This is a genomic window from Corynebacterium sp. HMSC070E08, assembly GCF_001808895.1.
Taxonomy (GTDB): Bacteria; Actinomycetota; Actinomycetes; order Mycobacteriales; family Mycobacteriaceae; genus Corynebacterium; species Corynebacterium hiratae.
The window spans coordinates 1-15196 of record NZ_KV794747.1 but is presented as its reverse complement, the minus strand read 5'-3'; the positions used below and the strand labels follow the sequence as shown (position 1 = coordinate 15196).

16 protein-coding genes and 1 tRNA gene are annotated in these 15196 nt (G+C 60.6%); 13 read left to right on the top strand and 4 right to left on the bottom strand.

The genetic code is table 11. From position 1 onward, the window contains the following. Positions 1-38 precede the first annotated feature (38 nt). Positions 39-836 carry a trypsin-like serine protease gene (locus tag HMPREF2526_RS04305; protein ID WP_070546046.1) on the bottom strand — a complete coding sequence of 266 codons (798 nt, stop codon included), beginning with the start codon at positions 834-836 and terminating at the stop codon, positions 39-41. 70 nt (positions 837-906) lie between these two features. Here HMPREF2526_RS04305 and HMPREF2526_RS04300 point away from each other — a divergent pair, with 70 nt between their 5' ends. Next, on the top strand, positions 907-1452 hold the full coding sequence (locus HMPREF2526_RS04300; RefSeq protein ID WP_049156661.1) for a membrane lipoprotein lipid attachment site-containing protein: 546 nt from the start codon (positions 907-909) through the stop codon (positions 1450-1452). Positions 1453-1454: 2 nt separating this feature from the next. Here the strand turns inward: HMPREF2526_RS04300 and HMPREF2526_RS04295 are convergent, their stop codons facing one another. Next, positions 1455-1868, bottom strand: coding sequence for a hypothetical protein (locus HMPREF2526_RS04295; RefSeq protein ID WP_049156658.1), 414 nt, complete (start codon positions 1866-1868; stop codon positions 1455-1457). Positions 1869-1916: 48 nt separating this feature from the next. Further along, complete coding sequence (locus HMPREF2526_RS04290) at positions 1917-2633, bottom strand: ASCH domain-containing protein (RefSeq protein ID WP_070546044.1); 717 nt, start codon at positions 2631-2633, stop codon at positions 1917-1919. Between the two features lie 207 nt (positions 2634-2840). Between HMPREF2526_RS04290 and HMPREF2526_RS04285 the strand changes: the two genes are divergently transcribed. Next, the gene (locus HMPREF2526_RS04285) at positions 2841-3476 is read left to right on the top strand and encodes an Abi family protein (RefSeq protein WP_070546042.1); all 636 of its coding nucleotides are present in this window, start codon (positions 2841-2843) and stop codon (positions 3474-3476) included. A gap of 107 nt (positions 3477-3583) precedes the next feature. On the opposite strand, the gene HMPREF2526_RS04280 is transcribed toward HMPREF2526_RS04285, so the two are convergent. Then, positions 3584-3668, bottom strand: a tRNA-Leu gene (locus tag HMPREF2526_RS04280). A gap of 190 nt (positions 3669-3858) precedes the next feature. On the opposite strand from HMPREF2526_RS04280, the gene HMPREF2526_RS04275 reads away from it, so the two are divergent. The 11 genes from HMPREF2526_RS04275 to HMPREF2526_RS04225 all read left to right on the top strand — a co-directional run bounded on the left by HMPREF2526_RS04275 (position 3859) and on the right by HMPREF2526_RS04225 (position 15018). Next, positions 3859-4683, top strand: a complete 825-nt coding sequence (locus HMPREF2526_RS04275) for a DUF3662 and FHA domain-containing protein (RefSeq protein ID WP_070512829.1) — start codon at positions 3859-3861, stop codon at positions 4681-4683. Positions 4684-4727: 44 nt separating this feature from the next. Continuing rightward, complete coding sequence (locus HMPREF2526_RS04270) at positions 4728-5180, top strand: FHA domain-containing protein FhaB/FipA (protein ID WP_046648650.1); 453 nt, start codon at positions 4728-4730, stop codon at positions 5178-5180. Further along, positions 5177-6514 carry a protein phosphatase 2C domain-containing protein gene (locus HMPREF2526_RS04265; RefSeq protein ID WP_070517668.1) on the top strand — a complete coding sequence of 446 codons (1338 nt, stop codon included), beginning with the start codon at positions 5177-5179 and terminating at the stop codon, positions 6512-6514. The genes HMPREF2526_RS04270 and HMPREF2526_RS04265 overlap by 4 nt, the downstream gene beginning before the upstream one ends. Beyond that, complete coding sequence (locus tag HMPREF2526_RS04260; RefSeq protein WP_070517667.1) at positions 6515-7867, top strand: FtsW/RodA/SpoVE family cell cycle protein; 1353 nt, start codon at positions 6515-6517, stop codon at positions 7865-7867. Then, the gene (locus tag HMPREF2526_RS04255; RefSeq protein ID WP_049156625.1) at positions 7864-9294 is read left to right on the top strand and encodes a penicillin-binding transpeptidase domain-containing protein; all 1431 of its coding nucleotides are present in this window, start codon (positions 7864-7866) and stop codon (positions 9292-9294) included. Before HMPREF2526_RS04260 ends, HMPREF2526_RS04255 begins: the two co-directional genes overlap by 4 nt. Then, positions 9294-10712, top strand: a complete 1419-nt coding sequence (locus HMPREF2526_RS04250) for a serine/threonine-protein kinase (RefSeq protein ID WP_049156622.1) — start codon at positions 9294-9296, stop codon at positions 10710-10712. Before HMPREF2526_RS04255 ends, HMPREF2526_RS04250 begins: the two co-directional genes overlap by 1 nt. A gap of 6 nt (positions 10713-10718) precedes the next feature. Further along, on the top strand, positions 10719-12659 hold the full coding sequence (pknB, locus tag HMPREF2526_RS04245) for a Stk1 family PASTA domain-containing Ser/Thr kinase (RefSeq protein WP_070546040.1): 1941 nt from the start codon (positions 10719-10721) through the stop codon (positions 12657-12659). Positions 12660-12727: 68 nt separating this feature from the next. Beyond that, positions 12728-13003 carry a cell division protein CrgA gene (gene crgA, locus HMPREF2526_RS04240; RefSeq protein ID WP_010188168.1) on the top strand — a complete coding sequence of 92 codons (276 nt, stop codon included), beginning with the start codon at positions 12728-12730 and terminating at the stop codon, positions 13001-13003. A 15-nt stretch (positions 13004-13018) separates the two neighbouring features. Then, a complete protein-coding gene (locus HMPREF2526_RS04235; protein ID WP_070546038.1) occupies positions 13019-14095 on the top strand; it encodes a sensor histidine kinase in 1077 nt (358 codons plus the stop codon). Between the two features lie 48 nt (positions 14096-14143). Next, on the top strand, positions 14144-14353 hold the full coding sequence (locus HMPREF2526_RS04230) for a hypothetical protein (RefSeq protein ID WP_049156615.1): 210 nt from the start codon (positions 14144-14146) through the stop codon (positions 14351-14353). 11 nt (positions 14354-14364) lie between these two features. Beyond that, complete coding sequence (locus HMPREF2526_RS04225; protein WP_049156612.1) at positions 14365-15018, top strand: response regulator; 654 nt, start codon at positions 14365-14367, stop codon at positions 15016-15018. Positions 15019-15196 lie beyond the last annotated feature (178 nt).

The following is a 15196-nucleotide window of genomic DNA, read 5'->3' as shown; positions in this document are numbered from 1 at the left end:
CTGAGCATCTGCTGTACGGTTCCTGTATGCCTGCCGAACTACCAGGAGGAAAGGCTGCTCAAGCTGCTGGAGCGCTTGGATTCTTTCTTTTGGGTCTGGGCGTGTTTCTTTGCTTCCTCGAATGCTGCGGGCGAATCGAAGTCATCGTAGCTATCCATCAGCGTTCGCAGAGACTGCAGATTCGGATAGATTTCGCTGTGCCACATGTGACGGCGCGTGCCATCGGTGCACTCCTCGTTTTCTTCACCGCCGGTGTGCACCGCGAAGATCATGGTGTCCTGGTAGAGCGGCGCGCCGGAATCTCCGTTGCACGTGCGCGAAGCAAACATGGAGCGCGATTGGATGAGATTATCGAAATCGTAGCCTTGAATCTCCCCAGCGACCCCAGTCTCTTCGACGCGGACCACGGCCTCAGAGGCAAAATTGTGCATCCCTCCGTAGCCCACGAGGAAGAGCGAGTCATTGACGCGCAGCGGCCGCGAGGGCAACTCGAAGGCTTCCGCGTCCATGGGTTCCGCTTTCAGCAGGGCGACGTCCGACTTCTCTGCTACCGGGGTGGAGGCGAGCACCTTGGCGTTGTCACCATCCGCCTGCGTGAGACGCAGGTCGCGGCCCAAGCAGTGTGAAGCAGTAAGCCACCAATCATTGCCGATGTACCCCGCGGAGCACTCGCGTTTGCCGTTTCGCCACAGCGCCGCGACGCGGTCATCGCTGGCTGCAACCGTGCTCGTTGCCTGTAGAACCCCGGGGACGTTCGCAGAAGTGGGGGCGCCAAACAGGGAGGACGTCACTGTCACGATGATGGAGAGCAAGGAAGCGAGAATACCAGGGAACACAAGGCGTAACTCTATCAGTGAAATCGCATGCGTGCTCACCGCACACCACGGCATATCATTAGGACCTGTGATGAAGCGATTTCTCTCTCTTGCCGCTGCACTCTTCTTTCTCAGCGGCTGTTCCCTCGACCTCGAACCTTCCACGAATACCTCGACGAGTAGCAGTGGGCCGTCGACAAGCACAGCCAGCACCACTGCCGAAACAGCAGACGAGGGCCCACAGCCCACCCTCCCCGCTACCGAGGAAAACGTCGAAGGCGTCAACATAGATCAACCACAAGAGGAAGTCATCGGCTTCACCGAGGCCCCCGGCGCGGCGCAGCCTACTCCGATGGAGAAAACCATCGCATCGTGTGGAGACCCTTCGCTGCACGAAACCGGAACGACATTCTTCAGCGATGGAACCTCTGGCTGGACGCAACAGTGCTCAGACGAGATGCTGGCTGCGAATCCTCCAGTTCAAGAAGCCGCCGCGGTGTATGAAGCACCCGCCGTGCAGGAGAACTACGTTCATCCCGGTGCGTATTGCAGCGGCGGAAGCGGCGTATCAAAGAGAGGTGTCCCGATGACATGCGCACCCGCTTCTGATGGCAGGATGCGCTGGCAAAGCGCGTAACCTCATTCCGGCAGTTGAGGGCCTTTACCCTTCTTCCACAACGCAAAGGCGATGCCTCTGCGGATCAGTGCTGAAAGCCCCACGGGTAGGCAGCACAGGAAGGGCAAAGCGATGAGCATCTGGCCGACCCAGCCGAAGAGACCAACCGCCCCGATAACGACGAAAACGGCATCCAGGCGGAAATCTGTAATGACCTTCCGCTGCATGGGCAGGGAAACAAGGTAAGCAATTCCCAGAAACACGAGTGCGGGAAGAAGCACAAAGACTGCAAGGAAGCCACTCTCAGCATCAGTTCCTTGCGTATCGACGAAAAAGAGGGCCACCAGCAGCCCAACAAGCACGAACTCCACAAACGGTAACCGCAGCACAGGGAAATCTATAAGCCGCGGTGGCTGGGCGGAAGCGGGGCCGAACATACCGACAGTCTAGGTAAAACCATTTCCCCGTGGCCTTCGCCAAAGCTTTTAAGCCTTGCGGAGTGTGAACTCAACGACGTCGACTTCGTCGTCCTCAGCTAATCCGGGATAGTGAGTATCAAGCGCTTCATGAAGCTCAGCAAGAGAACCAAAGCCATCTCTTCGGGCTTGTTCCTCCGTCAAGGACCTCGGCTGGGTAGAGACGACAGATGTGACCTCTGCGGGAATGGTGACGACCTCTCCGGATTCTTTCTCAAAGACAATCTGGGCGCTTCCTTCATGGAAGGGATCATCCACCCGAATGGTTTGTTGCTTTTCTCCGCTTCGAATTGATTCCTCGTAGCCTTCCCACATATAGATGCGTTGCTCTTTGTCCATGTCACGCCAGTTATATGCGAACGGTAAGAGCTCTTCCACGGTGAGTGCTTCAAGTCCATTGCTTCCGCGCACAATGCACCGGATAGACGGATCAGTATCAAATAACACTTGGCGGCACTTTCCACAGGGCGAAAGCACCTGGCCAGTCGGGCCGTGGACGGCGACTACCGCTCGGATCGGATCCTTGGGATGACTAGCAGCGTGGTTAGCTAAGGCCGAGATTTCGCCACAGGGGCCACCGAGAAAATGATATGCGTTCAAACCAAGTACGTGTTTGCCGGATTCGGTCAGAAGGGCTGCGGCTACGGTGTGATCTTCCTCGTCGTGGAAGCGCTGCGCATGGGTCGTGGCTGCGGTCAGTAGTTCTCGGAGTTCATTAGTAATCATCCTTCAAAGGTAGCTGTTACTGCCACAACTCCCAAGCCCAAGGGATCACAAATCTGTCACTGTCATTCACGGTAAATAAGGGCGAAAAACTTCGAATTTCTGGCCGCTATAATTCCCCGAAGATATCAATAACCCCGGCGATTTACTCCTACTTTCGTAGTGCAGGGATCGTTCCGGGGTTTTCAAAGCGCACATTATCATATCCATATGGATAATCCAAGCCCAGCCCAAGTACAGCTGTCCCAGTGGTTTTCATCTGCGCGAATGAGCAGGTACGCCGATCATCCATCACCAGAAACGCTCTACCTTTGGAATACTCACCTCACGAAAACCTATCTCGCTGACATCGAACACCTCGAAGTACTCCTCCGAAATAGCATTCACAATGCCCTAACCGGAAGGTACGGCGAGCGATGGTTTGACGACGATCGAATCCCTTTCAACGATGCAGCGAAGAAGAATATCCGCAAAGCGAAGAAACGGGCCGGGAAGGAAGGTGCACCACCAGGAAAAATCATCGCTGAACTCAGCTTCGACTTCTGGCGTTTCCTCTTGAGTAGTCACTATCAGGCGAGTATCTGGCCCCAGGTAAAGAAGGCGTTGAAGAGAACGCCTGACAGTAGACAGCAGTTTGAAGAACTTGTAGTCATTGTTTACAAAATGAGGAATAGGTGCTCTCACCACGAATCAATCGTTCAACAACGCGATAGAGCCCGTGAAGTCGCACATCTCGACTCCGTTGATAACGCTATTCAAGAAGTAGCGGACTTCATTGATCCTCACGCCGCGGTATGGATCAAAGACAATTCACGCGTCCCCGCTATACGGGCACAACGACCTTAATCCATTGACGCTTTCTTGATACGTCGTACTGGCCTAGCGAACTCAGGCCACTGAAAAAGAAAAATCTCGAGACACCGACCGGAACGATGTCTCGAGACTTCACAGCGTGCCCGGGGCGGGACTTGAACCCGCACGTCCTATAAGGACACTGGCACCTGAAGCCAGCGCGTCTGCCAATTCCGCCACCCGGGCAGGGTATTGATGTCTTGGCGACTAGCTAACCTTAGCACGCAGTCCAACAGATTCTACAAATCCGCTGGCAAACCCGAACTTTCCAGGGAACTATAGGCCGCGCGTCTACGTTAAATAGAGGAAAGCAACCTATACTGATCGCTGCTATACCTCTCCCTTGAACATCCCGAAAGGAGGACGGCGTTACCCTATGGCATTTCTTGACAAGCTCGCCAAGCTGGATTCTTCCTTGCAACGCGGACTGGACAACGGCATGGCCTTTGTCTTCGGCGGTAAAGTCGTCCCCGCAGAGATTGAGGAGCTTCTCAAGCAGGAGGCGCAAGACAATCTGTCCCGCGGTGATGATGGCAAGCTTTATAGCCCCAACGTCATGACCGTCGGCGTGTCCTCCAAGGACATCGAGAATCTCTCACAGGACCGGGATGTTCCCAAGGATCTAGCTGATCAGCTCACCCGCTTCATCCGTAACAGTGGCTGGTCCCTCGCCGGGCCGGTCATCGTCCGCATCGCGGAGGAGTCGGGGCTGCGGACTGGGCAGTTGCGCGTGTCCTCTTTTTTGGATCACGAGCCCACCGAAGAAACCGGATTCGATGCGATTTTCCACCACGACCATGGTCAGGAGGACTCTATGACCCAGCCGCACAACGCCGACGAGGCCGCAACCACCGCCTTCATGGCCCCCACCCCGAATCAGCCAGCGCCGCAGGGCCCTGCGGTGACGCTCATGTTGCAGGACGGCTCCTCCCGCGTCTACCACGTGCAGGAGGGCTCCAATATTCTGGGCCGCAGCAACGACGCGGACCTGCGCCTGCCGGATACCGGTGTGTCCCGCCAGCACGCGGAGATCACCTGGAACGGCCAGGACGCCGTGCTGGTGGACCTGCAGTCCACGAACGGCACCACCGTCAACGACACCCCGATTGAGAACTGGCTGCTTGCCGACGGCGACGTGATCACCCTCGGTCACTCCCACATCGAGGTGCGCATCACCGGCCTCGAAGACCAGGGCTACTAAGCCGCCCGGCAAGTGTTCCCAGATTCTTAGCGTAAGGACTTTTCATGGATTCGATCGTGCTGCTCTCGCTGCGCATCGGCCTGCTGGTGTTGCTGTGGCTGTTTATCTTGGTCGCGCTCAACGCCATGCGCCGCGACGCCAATAAGGCCGCCGGCGTCTACCAGGCATCGTCCCCGGTGAAGGGGGCCCAGAGGCGTCGCGAAGCGCCGCGTGAAATCGCCATCGTGGACGGGCCGCTGCGCGGTTCCCACATGGAACTGGGCACGCTCGAAGACTGTACGATGGGCCGCGCGCAAGACTGTGACTTTGTCACCGGTGATGATTTCTCCTCCGGCCACCACGCCCGCCTGTTCCGCAGGGGCAGCGAGTGGTTCGTGGAGGACCTCGAATCCCGCAACGGCACCTTTGTTGGTGGCGTTCGCATTGACCAGCCAGAACGAGTCGGAGTCGGCTCCGATATCAAACTTGGCCGAACGACCGTGAGGTTGATGGCATGACTTTAAGCCTGACTTTTACTGCAGTGACGGACCGCGGATTGGTCCGCGAAAACAATGAGGATTCCGCCCACGCGGGCCCGCACCTGCTGGTGCTGGCCGACGGCATGGGTGGCCACGCTGCCGGCGAGGTCGCTTCCACCACCATGGTGGAGCACATGGCCTCCCTCGAGCGTGATCCGGGCGACAACGACATGCTGGCCCTGCTCGGCGCGGCGGCGGAAGACGCCAATGCGGCGATCCGCGAGCACGTGGATGAGCACCCGGAGACGGAGGGCATGGGCACCACGCTGACCGCCCTGCTTTTTAACGGCTCCGAGTTCGGCGTGTGCCACGTGGGTGATTCCCGCGGCTACCGGCTGCGTAAGGGGAAGCTGACCCAGATCACCAAGGATGACACTTATGTGCAGTCCCTAGTGGATGAGGGAAAGCTCGATCCGGAGGATGTCTCCTCCCATCCGCAGAAGTCGTTGATCCTCAAGGCCTACACGGGCCGCCCGGTGGAGCCGACTCTCTTTATGCTCGATGCTGAACCGGGCGACCGCCTCCTGCTGTGCTCGGATGGCCTATCGGATCCGGTAACGGCCTCCACCATCGAGCAGGCGCTGAAGCAGGGCACGGTCGAAGAGGCCGCTACCACCCTGCGGGATCTGGCGCTGCGCTCCGGCGGCCCGGACAACGTCACCATTGTGGTGGCGGAAGTCGTGGAGGCGGAGGGTGACGAGGACTCCCCCATCACCGTCGGAGCCATCCAAGGTGTTGTTCCGGAGCCGACGCACCCGGATTCTTCCGCGAGCCGCGCCGCAAAGCTGATCTCGCCCCCAAAAGCCCAGGCCGCTGAGGAGAAGCCCCAGGAGGAACCACAGCGGCGGCCCCAACGAAGCCGGATTGGGTGGAAGGTGATTGCATGCCTTGCCATCGTCATCGTGCTCGTCGTCAGTGGCGGGCTCTGGATGAAGAATTATCTGGGCAATAACTATTACGTGGCTACGGATGAGGGTGGCACCCTCACCATCCAGCAGGGTGCGGATTATGAAATCTTTGGCCGCCCGCTGCACCACACGTATCAGAATGCGTGCCTAGGCAAGGACAATGCGCTCAAGCTCGGGCACGGAGAGTGCGCGGGCGACTTTGCGCCGTTCACGCTGAAGGATTTGCCCGAATCTGAACGTGCCGCTGTGGGCAACCTGCCCTCCGGCTCCTATGACGAGGTGCAAACGCAGCTGTCGCAGCTCTCGGACAAGGCGCTCAAGCCTTGCCCGAAGGCCTCGAAAGACGGAAAAGACGGAAAAGATGACAAGAGCGCGTCCAAAGGAAACTGCCGGGAGGTGAAGTAGGTGAGTAAATTCTTCTCCCGCGGCACCGAATTCGGCCTGCTCGTGCTGGCCACCGTGGTTTTCGCCATCACCTTGGTCAGCCTTGAGCTGTCCCAAGGCAACGTGCTGACACTCGATGTGCTCTACCTCGTCGGCGGTTTCATCGGCGTCTTTGCTGTCGCTCACTTGGTGCTCTGTTTCCTAGCACCCTATGCGGATCAGCTCATGCTGCCCATCGTCGCGGTGCTCAACGGCACCGGGCTCATTCTGTTGCAGCGCCTCGATCTAGCTAACGGAGGCGGGCTGGCGGTGCGGCAGGTGATGTGGACCATCGTGGGCCTCATTCTCTTCGCGCTGGTGCTCGTCCTCCTGCGTGATCACCGCTCGCTCACCCGATACTCCTATATCTTGGGTGCGCTCGGCCTGATCCTCCTCGCATTACCCCTGGTGTGGCCGCAGCCGCCGGGCGTCGACGCCCGCATCTGGCTGTGGCTCGGACCCTTTTCCATCCAGCCGGGTGAGTTCTCCAAGATCCTGCTGATTTTGTTCTTCGCCATGCTGCTGACCCAGAAGCGCTCACTGTTCACGGTGGCCGGCTACAAGTTCTTGGGTATTTCCCTGCCGCGCCTGCGGGATCTCGCCCCCATCCTGGTGATCTGGGGCATCGCGATTGTCATCATGGGCATTTCCAATGACTTCGGCCCGGCTCTGCTGCTGTTTAGCACCGTGCTCGGCATGCTCTTTATGGCCACCAACCGCGTGAGCTGGCTGCTCATTGGCGTCATCCTCGTGGGCATCGGTGGCTTCGGCATCTACCAGGTCTCGGAGAAGATCCAGCAGCGCTTCTCCAACTTCCTGGATCCGCTGGCTAACTATGATTCCACCGGCTACCAGCTCTCCCAGGCGCTCTTCGGCATGTCCTCCGGCGGCATTACCGGCACCGGCCTAGGCCAGGGCCACCCGGACATGGTTCCGGTGGCGCACTCGGACTTCATCCTGGCCGGAATCGGTGAAGAGTTCGGGTTGGTTGGCCTCGCCGCGGTACTTGTGCTGTTTGCCATGCTCGTCTCTCGCGGCTTCCGCACCGCGCTGACCTGCCGTGATACCTATGGCAAACTGGTCTCTTCAGGGCTGGCCCTGACGCTGGCCGTGCAGGTCTTCGTCGTCACTGGCGGCATCTCCGCGCTGCTGCCCATGACGGGCTTGACCACGCCGTTCATGTCTGCGGGTGGCTCCTCGCTCATGGCCAACTACATGCTGCTGGCCATCCTGCTGCGCATCTCCAACGCGGCACGCCGCCCGGCGCGCGAGCTGAGCTCAAACGCACCCACTGACACGTCCATGTTCCCCGCCGTCCAGGAGGCCATCCGATGAACCGATCGATCCGCCTCGTCGCCCTTTTTTCCCTCATCCTCACTGCCATCCTCCTGGTAAACCTCACGGTGGTGCAAGCGTTTTCGACGGATAAGTACGCCCATAACCCTAAGAACGTTCGCGGCTACCTGGAGATGCGCACGACCCCGCGTGGCCAGATCTTCGCTGGCAACACGGTGCTGGCGCAGTCCACTGCCGACGCCGAGGGCAACTACTCCCGCTCCTACCCCGCCGACTCCCCGGCCTTTGCCAACATCACCGGCTACCTCTCGGAGCGCTTCGGCGCCTCCCAGCTGGAGGCCTCCCAGAATGACATCCTCAATGGCAAGGATGATTCGCTCCTGGCGCGCAATTGGCTCGATATACTCTCCGGCAAGCCGCAAAAGGGCGCGAACGTCGAAGTCACCGTCGATCCAGCCCTACAGCAAACCGCCTACGATCAGCTCGCTGGACCGGGCTATAACGGCGCGGCCGTAGCCATCCAGCCCTCGACGGGCAAGATTTTGGCCATGGCCTCCTCCCCCAGCTTCAACGTCTCCGACCTGCTCGGTGATAACGCTGGCGAGAAGTGGGAACAGCTGCAGAACCAGGAAGGCACCCCGCTGGTCAACCACGCCACGCAGGACACCCTTCCCCCTGGCTCCATCTTCAAGATCATCACCACTGCAGCAGGCCTGAACAACGGCTTCGAGCCGAACTCCACGCTGACCGGCGCAGCGTCCATTACGCTGCCCGATACCGTCACGGAGCTCACCAACTACGGCAACCAGTCCTGCGGCGGCGCGGACAGCGTCACCCTGCAGACGGCCTTCGCGCTGTCCTGCAACACGGCCTTTGTGCAGATGTCGGAGAGCATCGGCGCCGATGAGCTGCGCAAGTACGCCGAGGGCTTCGGCGTGGGTGAGAAGTACTCGTTGGGTGTTAATACTTCCGCCGGCGCGCTCGGCGAGCTTGGCGACGGCGCCCAAGTCGCCCAATCCGCCATCGGCCAGCGCGACGTGACCATGTCCGCCCTCCAGGCAGCCATCATGGCCGGGACCGTGGCTAATAAGGGCAAGCGCATGGAGCCCTACCTGGTCAACCGCATCACCGATGCCCAAATGAATGAGCTGCGCACCACCACACCGCGCCAGGCCGCTGAAGCTGTGGATGAAGAAACGGCTAATACCATCAAGGACCTCATGTTCGCTTCCGAGCGCAGCACCTTCGGCTACGACGGAAACGGTTTTGCCTCGAAGACCGGCACCGCTGAGCACGGTGAGGGCCTCGCCCCGCACGCATGGTACGTGGCCTTCGACCCGGACAAGGACATCGCGGTGGGCGTCGTGGTCAAGGACGGCGGGCACCTTGGCCAGAATGCCACCGGCGGCCAGGTCTCCGCGCCTATCGGCCGCGCCATCCTGCGCGCATACGGAGGTGAGCAGTAGTGAATAGTGCAGATAACAAAAAGCACCTCCAAGAACTGATCGGTGAGGACTACCAGCTGCAGTGGATCGTCGGCCACGGCGGCATGTCCACGGTGTGGCTGGCGGATGATGTGCGCAACGACCGCGAAGTCGCCCTCAAGGTCCTGCGCCCCGAGTTCTCCGACAACAACGAGTTTCTCTCGCGCTTCCGCAACGAGGCCAAGGCGGCAGAGTCCATCGATTCCGAGAACGTCGTGGCCACCTACGACTACCGCGAGCTCGAGGACAACGGCCGCACCTTCTGCTACATGGCCCTGGAGTACATCCGCGGCGAATCCCTGGCAGACCTCTTGGCACGCGAGGGCGCGCTGCCGGAGACCCTGGCGCTCGACGTCATGGAGCAGGCCTCCCACGGCCTATCCGTGATCCACCACATGGGCCTGGTGCACCGCGATATCAAGCCCGGCAACCTCATGATTACCCAAAACGGGCAGGTCAAGATCACTGACTTTGGCATCGCCAAGGCCGCCGCCGCCGTGCCGCTGACCCGCACCGGCATGGTCGTCGGCACCGCCCAGTACGTCTCCCCCGAGCAGGCCCAGGGCTACGAGGTCGGCCCAACTTCGGATGTCTATTCACTCGGTGTGGTGGGCTACGAGATGCTGGCCGGCAAGCGCCCCTTCAGCGGTGATTCCTCGGTATCGGTGGCGCTGGCACACATTAGTCAGGCGCCGGAGCCCTTGTCGACGTCGATTAGCGCGCCCACCCGGGAACTGATCGGCATGGCCCTGCGCAAGGACCCCAACACCCGCTTCGCTGATGGCAACGAGTTCACCAATGCGATCTCGGCCGTACGCCAGGGCCAGCGCCCGCCGCAGCCCAAATCCGCGGCGCTCGCACCCATCGCTGCTGAACCTTCTCCCTCCGCCTCGACGGAAATGCTGGCCAACATGGCGCACCCCACCACGGTGCGGCCAGCCGTCCAGCCTTCTACACCAGAGCCGGAGGAGCGCCCCGCCAAGAAAGGTGGTTTCGGCACCGGGTTGCTCATCGCCGTGGCCATCGCCGCCCTCGTGGCCGTCGGACTCATGGCCTACCGGATGTGGGGGAACACGGCACCGACCCCACCACCAGCGCCGACGGAGGTCATCGTGACCGAGACGGTTGTGCCGGAGACGACAGAGGAAGAGGAAACGGAAGCTCCCGAGACTGTCGAGATCACCACCGTCGAGGAGGAACCGACCCGGGTCACCGTTACCACGACGCACTCGGTCATCCCCGCCCCACCGGTGACCACGGAACACACGACCCATCAGGACCCGCCCGAGTTCCCTACGGAGGAGACGCAACCGCAGGTCAATGACAGCCCAACGCCCGCGCCCGAACTAGACTCACAGAGCAACCCCACCGAAGAATCCGCACTACAGGGAGGCCAGTAACCCACCATGGTCAGTGATCGGTACCACCTCCGCCAGTCCATCGGCACCGGCGGCATGTCCGAGGTGTACGAAGCCGAGGACTCCGTTTTGGGGCGCACCGTCGCCATCAAGATGCTGCGCCCCGACATGGCGCGCGACGTAAACTTCCGCGAGCGTTTCCGCCGCGAGGCCCAGAATTCCGGCAAGCTCAACCACCCGAACATCGTCGCCGTCTTCGACACGGGTGAAAAGGACGTCGACGGCCTGATGGTGCCCTATATCGTCATGGAATACGTGCAGGGCCGCACCTTGCGCGACATCGTCCGTGAGGATGGCCCCATGCCGGTCGAAGAAGCCGCGCGCGTGCTCAAGCCGGTGGCGGATGCCTTGCAGTCTTCCCACGAGGCCGGGATTATCCACCGCGATATTAAGCCGGCCAACATCATGCTGACCAACACCGGCCAGGTGAAGGTCATGGACTTCGGCATCGCCCGCGCGCTGGATGATTCGACGTCCGCGATGACGCAGACCTCCGCGGTGATCGGCACCGCGCAGTACCTCTCGCCGGAACAGGCCCGCGGCAAGCCTGCCGACGCCCGCTCTGACGTCTACGCTTTGGGCTGCGTCATGTATGAAACGGTTACCGGCCGCACGCCGTTTGAAGGTGAAACACCTTTTGCGGTGGCTTACCAGCACGTGCAGGAGGATCCCGCACCGCCCTCCGAGCTCATCACCGAAGATCTGACGGAGCGGCAGCGCCTCGGCGTCGACGCCGTCGTGCTCACGGCGATGGCCAAGCACCCTGCGGACCGCTACCAATCTGCTTGGGAAATGGGCGATGACCTCGAGCGTTTGGCCCAAGGCCAGCTGCCGGAGGCAGCACGCTCCCACGTCAACGATGAGGATCACCCCACCACGATGGTGGCACCCGTGGCCGCGCAGCACCGCGCACCGGTGGCCTCGACTCGTCCCTCTGAAGACGATGAGTCCGGCTCCGGTCTGAAGTGGCTGGCGGCGCTGCTCGCGGCCTCTCTCGTCGCCATCATTGGTTATTTTGCCTGGGACTTCTGGGATAGCTCCCGCCAAGAGGCCCGCGAGCGCGAGCAGGAGCAGCATGAAGCAGCCCAGCGCGCGAACATGGTGACTATCCCGAAGGTGGCCAACCGCCCGCGCAACGAAGTCGTGGAGGAACTAGAGAAGCTTGGCCTGCTGGTAAGCATCAACGAGGAAGCCAGCCCCGATGTACCGCGCGGCAAGGTCATCCGCATCAACCCTGCGGAAGGCTCAGAGCTGCAGAAGAACTCCTCGGTCACGCTGACGGTGTCCTCCGGCAAGGAGGTCACCGAGGTCCCGGATCTCACCGGCATGAAGCTGGATGAAGCCACCGCCGCGCTGGAGGAAGCCGAGCTAGAGCTCCACACCGACGTCGAGCAGGTGAACGATGAGGCCCCTGCGGGCGAGATCATTTCCCAGAACCCGGCGGGCGGTACGCAGCTGTCCAAGGGTTCGAAGGTGCGGATCACCGTCTCCAAGGGGCAGAAGGAAGTCAGCGTCCCGGATGTCAGCGGTATGGATCGTGACCGCGCGGTCGAGATGCTGTCCTCCATGGACTTCGACGTCTCCGTGAATTCGGTGGATTCTGAGCTTCCGGAAAACCAGGTGCTCAGGGTCGTCGAGAAGGGCCAGAAGCTTCCCAAGGGAAGCCAGGTCACTCTGGAGGTCTCGAACGCGATGCTCATCCAAGCACCGGACCTGACGCATTCCACCCAGCAGGAAGCCGAATCCGCGCTGCGCGCCAAGGGCTGGTCCGGCTCCTTCGAGGTGGGCGAGCGCATCCCAACGTCTAACCCGATCGACAGCGACAAGATTGGGTGGGCGTCGGCAAGCCGCGGTGATGTCATCCGCAAGGATGCGACCATCCACGTCCGGTTCTGGGAGTTTGACCCTGCGGCGCTGCTGCCGCAGTAGCTCTCATTGCCGCAGCTGCTAAGGTATTCCACAGATTAACCCCCCCTATTCTTCGTGAAGGTGTAACAATGCCAAAGTCCAAGATCACGACGGAGGGCTCCGCACTCCCGCAGTCCTCCAGCTCTGCTACTAACCGCACCCCGGTCAAGATCAACTCTGAGGGCACCCCGAAGTGGTACATCGCCATCATGCTGGGCCTCATGCTCCTCGGCCTGCTCTGGCTGGTCGTGAACTACCTGGCAGGTGAGTCCATCCCGTTCATGCAGGAGCTGGGCCCGTGGAATTACGGCATCGGCTTCGGCCTGGCCATCATCGGCCTGTTGATGACGATGGGCTGGCGTTAGTTTTCATCGCCGCCGATGAACTCCTCGAGGTTCTATAGCGTCGCCGGTGTCGGCTGCATCATTCTGGTGATGCTCACCGTCACGGTGGACAAAAGCTTCCTCACCCCTGGCGCACTCGTACTCGCCGGCCTCGGTGTCACGCTGACTCCGCTGGCCCTCCGCTACCCTCTTGTGGCGGCCTGCGGGTACGGGGCGCTTTTTGCGCTGGCGATGTGGTTTTCCGATTGGCGGTCTTTCCTGCTCTTGGCGTGGAGCCCCGTCATCGTCGGCATCGTGGCGTTTCGTACACGCTGGCTGTGGGCGGTTCCCCCAGCGGTGGCGTACACCTACATCGTCACGACGGATCCTGCGAACAACTATCTTCCGGATTTCGATCCCTTGAACCTGTCGCTGCCTCTCATCTTGTATGCGGTAGCCATCGTCATTGGGGCCGCGCTGCGCAAAAACCGGGACCAGCGTCTTGCCGCCGAACAGCGCGCCGCCGAGCAACGCGAGGCGCTGATGACCGCCCTTCATGATTCGGTGGCTGCGACGCTAACCTCCGTGGTCATGCGCTCCGAAACCTTGGCGCTGACCCAAACGGACCCTTCCGCGGCTGACTCCGCGGAAGCGATTGCTAACGACGCCCGCCGGGCCATAGGCGAGGTCCGTGATCTATTGCGCGTGATGAAGAATGAGAGCGTGACTCAGGGAGTTAAGTCCTTGGAAGAAGACCTCGACACCATGGTTAGCTTCCTGAGCAGCCACGGCTTCCACTGCGAAGCACAGATCAATGTAGGCAAGAACGGTGAGCTCGCGCTACCGGAAAAGCTCTCCCTCGTGTTCTCTGAACTCGCCATTAACATCCTCAAGTACGCTCGCCCTGAATCCCGTGTGAGCATCGAGGCCACCGGCAGCTCCAAATCCATCGACCTCGTGATCACTTCCGAGATTGCGGCGCAACAATCACGCCAGTACATGACGACGAATCTGGGCTTGGGGGAAATCGCCCGCCGTGTTCGCAGGATGCACGGCAGCTTCGGCAGCGGCAAAGAAGGCAATCTCTGGGTCACACGCCTTTCTCTTCCGGCCGCCTGCCTAAGGAAAATATAGTAAGATTGCCCGATAGTCCGCTATTTCTTAGATTTTAAAAGGTTCGACATGCGTACTTCCCTCGCCGTTGCCGCCGCAGCACTCGCGCTGTTCTCGGCACCAATTGCCAGCGCTGCTGAGACTCCCGCTGAAACCAACGTTGACGCTGCTGCTGAGACCACCGAGTCCACCGGATTCACCTTCTACAGGTCGTACGCGAGCGAATTCGCCGACCACTTCCGTTGCTCCACCAGCCCCCAGCGCTGGTGGTGCGGCTAAACTGTTTCTCCATGAGCATTCGGGTTTTCCTCGTTGATGATGATGAGCTCGTTCGCTCGACGCTCCGCGTCTATTTCCAGACCACCGAAGACATCACGGTGGTCGGTGAGGCAACCAATGGTGCGGATTGCTTAGCGCAGATTGAAGAAGTCAATCCGGACCTCGTCCTCGCCGATATTCACATGCCGCACATGGACGGCATTACGCTGCTCAAGCACCTTAATTCCGGACCGAATCCCCCGACGTTTTTGGCGGTGACCGCCTTCGACTCGGATGACACGATGCTGAAGATCCTGCGGGCGGGCGGCGCGGGTTATATCTTGAAGAACCAACGCCCGCGCTCCATCATTGAGGCGGTTCGAGCCGCTGTGGAAGGTGGCACCGTCGTGGCGCCCGCCGCCATGCACCGTTTGGTCGACTACATCGGTGAGCCTGCCACCCCACGCGATCCCGTCGCCGCCGCCATTGAGAGCCACGAGCTTCACGACGCCGAAATAGCCGTCCTCAAGCTCCTCCTCGCCGGCAACTCCAATTCAGAGATCGCCGCCGCCACTCATTATTCGGAATCCGCCGTGAAGAAGCATGTCTCACGCCTCATCACCATCTTCGGCGCCAGCACGCGCCTGAACCTGGTGACCAAGATTCTGGGTGGCGCTGGCTCCTGAGCCCGACTTCGCTCTAGCGACAGAACCGACCTAGGACATGGGTGGGTGAGCTACGCCACTCTTGGCACTGCTACCTGGTGGTTTTCGGCGGCAGGGCGGGATTTTTCCGCACTAAATTGACCCAAGTCAGGGCATCCCTGGAAAAGGCATCTGACAAAAGGCATCTTTGGGTCTAAAA

Excerpts from the sequence above, each read along its gene's own strand:
- HMPREF2526_RS04300 (WP_049156661.1), top strand. The coding sequence starts at position 907 with ATGAAGCGATTTCTCTCTCTTGCCGCTGCACTCTTCTTTCTCAGCGGC.
- HMPREF2526_RS04295 (WP_049156658.1), bottom strand. The coding sequence starts at position 1,868 with ATGTTCGGCCCCGCTTCCGCCCAGCCACCGCGGCTTATAGATTTCCCT.
- HMPREF2526_RS04290 (WP_070546044.1), bottom strand. The coding sequence starts at position 2,633 with ATGATTACTAATGAACTCCGAGAACTACTGACCGCAGCCACGACCCAT.
- HMPREF2526_RS04285 (WP_070546042.1), top strand. The coding sequence starts at position 2,841 with ATGGATAATCCAAGCCCAGCCCAAGTACAGCTGTCCCAGTGGTTTTCA.
- HMPREF2526_RS04275 (WP_070512829.1), top strand. The coding sequence starts at position 3,859 with ATGGCATTTCTTGACAAGCTCGCCAAGCTGGATTCTTCCTTGCAACGC.
- HMPREF2526_RS04270 (WP_046648650.1), top strand. The coding sequence starts at position 4,728 with ATGGATTCGATCGTGCTGCTCTCGCTGCGCATCGGCCTGCTGGTGTTG.
- HMPREF2526_RS04265 (WP_070517668.1), top strand. The coding sequence starts at position 5,177 with ATGACTTTAAGCCTGACTTTTACTGCAGTGACGGACCGCGGATTGGTC.
- HMPREF2526_RS04255 (WP_049156625.1), top strand. The coding sequence starts at position 7,864 with ATGAACCGATCGATCCGCCTCGTCGCCCTTTTTTCCCTCATCCTCACT.
- pknB (WP_070546040.1), top strand. The coding sequence starts at position 10,719 with ATGGTCAGTGATCGGTACCACCTCCGCCAGTCCATCGGCACCGGCGGC.
- crgA (WP_010188168.1), top strand. The coding sequence starts at position 12,728 with ATGCCAAAGTCCAAGATCACGACGGAGGGCTCCGCACTCCCGCAGTCC.
- HMPREF2526_RS04235 (WP_070546038.1), top strand. The coding sequence starts at position 13,019 with ATGAACTCCTCGAGGTTCTATAGCGTCGCCGGTGTCGGCTGCATCATT.
- HMPREF2526_RS04230 (WP_049156615.1), top strand. The coding sequence starts at position 14,144 with ATGCGTACTTCCCTCGCCGTTGCCGCCGCAGCACTCGCGCTGTTCTCG.
- HMPREF2526_RS04225 (WP_049156612.1), top strand. The coding sequence starts at position 14,365 with ATGAGCATTCGGGTTTTCCTCGTTGATGATGATGAGCTCGTTCGCTCG.